Annotated in this window: 3 rRNA genes; all 3 read left to right on the top strand. The window is 57.2% G+C overall.

Annotation, left to right across the window (positions count from 1 at the left end):
- Positions 1–99: 99 nt before the first annotated feature.
- A 16S ribosomal RNA gene (locus tag EW117_RS29230) occupies positions 100–1619 on the top strand.
- A gap of 567 nt (positions 1620–2186) precedes the next feature.
- Positions 2187–5324, top strand: a 23S ribosomal RNA gene (locus tag EW117_RS29225).
- A 151-nt stretch (positions 5325–5475) separates the two neighbouring features.
- Positions 5476–5592 (top strand): 5S ribosomal RNA (rrf, locus tag EW117_RS29220).
- The 16S, 23S and 5S rRNA genes sit together here, the layout of an rRNA operon.
- Positions 5593–5600: the final 8 nt, after the last annotated feature.

Genomic DNA, 5600 nt, shown 5'->3' with positions numbered 1-5600 from the left:
GTGAGGGGTTGTTTGGACGGACACAAATCATCAGATTTGTATCTGGCCGGTATCATTTGTTCATGCACTGATCTTTGGTTGGTGTGTGGATGTTTCTCTTTTACGGAGAGTTTGATCCTGGCTCAGGACGAACGCTGGTGGCGTGCTTAACACATGCAAGTCGAACGGTGAAGCTCAGCTTGCTGGGTGGATCAGTGGCGAACGGGTGAGTAACACGTGAGCAACCTGCCCCCTACTTCGGGATAAGCCTTGGAAACGGGGTCTAATACCGGATATGAACATCTATCGCATGGTGGGTGTTGGAAAGTTTTTCGGTGGGGGATGGGCTCGCGGCCTATCAGCTTGTTGGTGGGGTAATGGCCTACCAAGGCGTCGACGGGTAGCCGGCCTGAGAGGGCGACCGGCCACACTGGGACTGAGACACGGCCCAGACTCCTACGGGAGGCAGCAGTGGGGAATATTGCACAATGGGCGAAAGCCTGATGCAGCGACGCCACGTGAGGGATGACGGCCTTCGGGTTGTAAACCTCTTTCAGCAGGGAAGAAGCGCAAGTGACGGTACCTGCAGAAGAAGCGCCGGCTAACTACGTGCCAGCAGCCGCGGTAATACGTAGGGCGCAAGCGTTGTCCGGAATTATTGGGCGTAAAGAGCTCGTAGGCGGTCTGTCGCGTCTGGTGTGAAATCCCATGGCTCAACTGTGGGCTTGCATCGGGTACGGGCAGACTAGAGTGCTGTAGGGGAGACTGGAATTCCTGGTGTAGCGGTGGAATGCGCAGATATCAGGAGGAACACCGATGGCGAAGGCAGGTCTCTGGGCAGTTACTGACGCTGAGGAGCGAAAGCATGGGGAGCGAACAGGATTAGATACCCTGGTAGTCCATGCCGTAAACGTTGGGCACTAGGTGTGGGGCCAGTTCCACTGGTTCTGTGCCGCAGCTAACGCATTAAGTGCCCCGCCTGGGGAGTACGGCCGCAAGGCTAAAACTCAAAGGAATTGACGGGGGCCCGCACAAGCGGCGGAGCATGCGGATTAATTCGATGCAACGCGAAGAACCTTACCAAGGCTTGACATGTACGAGAACGCCCCAGAGATGGGGTTCTCTTTGGACACTCGTACACAGGTGGTGCATGGTTGTCGTCAGCTCGTGTCGTGAGATGTTGGGTTAAGTCCCGCAACGAGCGCAACCCTTATCCTATGTTGCCAGCGGGTTATGCCGGGGACTCATGGGAGACTGCCGGGGTCAACTCGGAGGAAGGTGGGGATGACGTCAAATCATCATGCCCCTTATGTCTTGGGCTTCACGCATGCTACAATGGCCGGTACAGAGGGCTGCGATACCGTGAGGTGGAGCGAATCCCAAAAAGCCGGTCTCAGTTCGGATCGGGGTCTGCAACTCGACCCCGTGAAGTCGGAGTCGCTAGTAATCGCAGATCAGCAACGCTGCGGTGAATACGTTCCCGGGCCTTGTACACACCGCCCGTCAAGTCACGAAAGTTGGTAACACCCGAAGCTCACGGCCCAACCCTCGGGAGGGAGTGGTCGAAGGTGGGACTGGCGATTGGGACTAAGTCGTAACAAGGTAGCCGTACCGGAAGGTGCGGCTGGATCACCTCCTTTCTAAGGAGCTCGTCTCCACCAGCCCCCACATAACGATGGGGTCGCCGGCTGTGCTCTACGGGGCCGTTGGAGCTGGTGGCAGAGGCCAGGCCCAGGCCGTACGCGTCTGGGGTGGTTGCTCATGGGTGGAACATTGACGAAGAGGTACCTGTCCGGGTGCTCGCTGCTAGTACGTCCTCCACTGGAGGGCTGGAACGTGGAGAGTGCGGGATGGATGGCTTGCCGAGCACACTGTTGGGTCCTGAGGCAACCGGCCACGGGATCATGCCGGCCTGGACGGATCATTCGTGATCGGTGCGGGTGGGCGGGGTCCTGGTCGAGTGTTTCTGGATTGAGTACGGGTCACTGGTTCGTGGTCATACCTGCTGGCATGGTCCTTTCGGGGGTGTGTCGGGTGTGGTGTCCGCGGGTTGGCTGGTGGGTTCGTCCGTTGCTTGAGAACTGCATAGTGGACGCGAGCATCTTTGAATTTTTCCAAGATTGCGACCGTGAGACTGTTGGGCCATGGGCTTTCGGGTTTGTGGTTCCTTGTTTTGTGGTCATCTTGGTTTCTGTGATTGTTGTGTTTGTTGAAGTTTTTTAGGGCACATTGGTGGATGCCTTGGCACTAGGAGCCGAAGAAGGACGTTGTAGCCTGCGATAATCCTCGGGGAGTTGGCAGACGAGCTGTGATCCGAGGGTCTCCGAATGGGGGAACCCAGCCGAAGTCATGTTCGGTTACCCGCGCTTGAATGTATAGGGCGTGTGGGGGGAACGTCGGGAAGTGAAACATCTCAGTACCGACAGGAAGAGATATTCCGTGAGTAGTGGCGAGCGAAAGCGGATGAGGCCAAACCGTATGCGTGTCAAGCTGTCAGGCGTTGCGTGTGCGGGGTTGTGGGACCTTCTGACCGGATCTGACAGTCCGGTAGCCAGTGAGAAAGTTGTGTCATAGTCGAACCGGGTTGAATACCGGACCGTAGTGGGTGGGAGTCCCGTAGACGAAATGGCATGGCCTGGTGGAGGGGATCCCAAGTAGCACGGGGCCCGTGAAATCTCGTGTGAATCTGGCAAGACCACTTGCTAAGCCTAAATACTACCTAGTGACCGATAGCGGACAAGTACCGTGAGGGAAAGGTGAAAAGTACCCCGGGAGGGGAGTGAAATAGTACCTGAAACCGTGTGCCTACAATCCGTCGGAGCCTCCGTCCCCTTTTTTGGGGGCTTGCAGGGGTGACGGCGTGCCTTTTGAAGAATGAGCCTGCGAGTTAGTGCTCGGTGGCGAGGTTAACCCGTGTGGGGTATCCGTAGCGAAAGCGAGTCCGAATAGGGCGATTGAGTCGCCGGGTCTAGACCCGAAGCGAAGTGATCTAGCCATGGGCAGGTTGAAGCGCCGGTAAGACGGCGTGGAGGACCGAACCCACCAGGGTTGAAAACCTGGGGGATGACCTGTGGTTAGGGGTGAAAGGCCAATCAAACTTCGTGATAGCTGGTTCTCCCCGAAATGCATTTAGGTGCAGCGTCGCGTGTTTCTTGCCGGAGGTAGAGCTACTGGATGGCTAATGGGCCTCACCAGGTTACTGACGTCAGCCAAACTCCGAATGCCGGTAAGTCGTAAGCGCGGCAGTGAGACTGCGGGGGATAAGCTCCGTGGTCGAGAGGGAAACAGCCCAGATCACCGGCTAAGGCCCCTAAGCGTGTGCTCAGTGGGAAAGGATGTGGAGTTGCACAGACAACCAGGAGGTTGGCTTAGAAGCAGCCACCCTTGAAAGAGTGCGTAATAGCTCACTGGTCAAGTGATTCCGCGCCGACAATGTAGCGGGGCTCAAGCACACCGCCGAAGCCGTGGCACTCATACGTTAGCCCAGCATGCGCCCTTGTGGTGTGTGTTCAGGTGTGTGGGTGGGTAGGGGAGCGTCGTGTGGGCAGTGAAGTCGCAGGGTGACCTAGCGGTGGAGCCTACACGAGTGAGAATGCAGGCATGAGTAGCGAATGACGGGTGTGAATCCCGTCCGCCGAATGACCAAGGGTTCCAGGGCCAGGTTCATCCGCCCTGGGTAAGTCGGGACCTAAGGCGAGGCCGACAGGCGTAGTCGATGGACAAGGAGTTGATATTCTCCTACCGGCGAAGTACCGCCCATACCGAGCCCGGTGATACTAACCACCCCAAACCAGCACACTGGTCTTCGGACCGGACCGCTGGTAAGGCGTGGGACCTGATCCGGTAGTAGGTAAGCGTGTTAACAGGGGTGACGCAGGAAGGTAGCCAGGCGTGGCGATGGTTGTCCACGTCCAAGGTTGTAGCCCGTCCCATAGGCAAATCCGTGGGGCATGAGGGTGAGAGCTGATAGTGACCGTGTATGCGGGAATCTGGTGATCCTATGCTGCCTAGAAAAGCCTCGACGCGAGGGACTAGCCGCCCGTACCCTAAACCGACTCAGGTGGTCAGGTAGAGAATACTAAGGCGATCGAGAGAATCGTGGTTAAGGAACTCGGCAAAATGCCCCCGTAACTTCGGGAGAAGGGGGGCCTGAACTGTTAACCCACTTGCTGGGGGACGCGGGGAGGGCCGCAGAGACCAGGGAGAAGCGACTGTTTACTAAAAACACAGGTCCGTGCGAAGTCGCAAGACGATGTATACGGACTGACGCCTGCCCGGTGCTGGAAGGTTAAGAGGACGAGTCAGCCTTTGGGCGAAGCTCAGAATTTAAGCCCCAGTAAACGGCGGTGGTAACTATAACCATCCTAAGGTAGCGAAATTCCTTGTCGGGTAAGTTCCGACCTGCACGAATGGCGTAACGACTTCTCCGCTGTCTCAACCGCGAACTCGGCGAAATTGCACTACGAGTAAAGATGCTCGTTACGCGCAGCAGGACGGAAAGACCCCGGGACCTTTACTATAGCTTGGTATTGGTGTTCGGTGCGGTTTGTGTAGGATAGGTGGGAGACTGTGAAGTCCGGGCGCCAGCTCGGGTGGAGTCATTGTTGAAATACCACTCTGATCGCTTCGGATGTCTAACCTCGGTCCGTGATCCGGATCAGGGACAGTGCCTGGTGGGTAGTTTAACTGGGGCGGTTGCCTCCTAAAATGTAACGGAGGCGCTCAAAGGTTCCCTCAGCCTGGTTGGCAATCAGGTATCGAGTGCAAGTGCACAAGGGAGCTTGACTGTGAGACCGACAGGTCGAGCAGGGACGAAAGTCGGAACTAGTGATCCGGCGGTGGCTTGTGGAAGCGCCGTCGCTCAACGGATAAAAGGTACCCCGGGGATAACAGGCTGATCTTGCCCAAGAGTCCATATCGACGGCATGGTTTGGCACCTCGATGTCGGCTCGTCGCATCCTGGGGCTGGAGTAGGTCCCAAGGGTTGGGCTGTTCGCCCATTAAAGCGGTACGCGAGCTGGGTTTAGAACGTCGTGAGACAGTTCGGTCCCTATCCGCTGCGCGCGTAGGAAACTTGAGAAGGGCTGTCCCTAGTACGAGAGGACCGGGACGGACGAACCTCTGGTGTGCCAGTTGTTCCGCCAGGAGCACGGCTGGTTGGCTACGTTCGGAAGGGATAACCGCTGAAAGCATCTAAGCGGGAAGCCTGCTTCGAGATGAGGTTTCCATGCACCCTTGTGGTGTGAGAGGCACCCAGCAGACCACTGGGTTGATAGGCCGGATGTGGAAGACAGGACTGAAGACTGTCGGAGCTGACCGGTACTAACTGCCGATAACTTCACAACACACCTCACTGGTAATAATTTTTGAAGGCTTGTTTCGCGTCCACTATGCGGTTCCCGAGTCACGGGCACCACCCCCACACACCACCACTACTACCCTTGTTCGGGGTTGGTTGGTGAGCGTGAGTGTGGGGGGTGCCGTTCTCGATAGTGTTACGGTGGTCTTAGCGTAGGGGAAACGCCCGGTCCCATTCCGAACCCGGAAGCTCAGCCCTACAGCGCCGATGGTACTGCCCTGGAGACGGGGTGGGAGAGTAGGACGCCGCCGGACAACCATTC

The organism is Promicromonospora panici, assembly GCF_900608595.1.
GTDB classification, from domain to species: Bacteria; Actinomycetota; Actinomycetes; order Actinomycetales; family Cellulomonadaceae; genus Promicromonospora; species Promicromonospora panici.
Note: the sequence above shows the minus strand (reverse complement) of the source record. Positions and strands in the feature narration are given on the sequence as shown.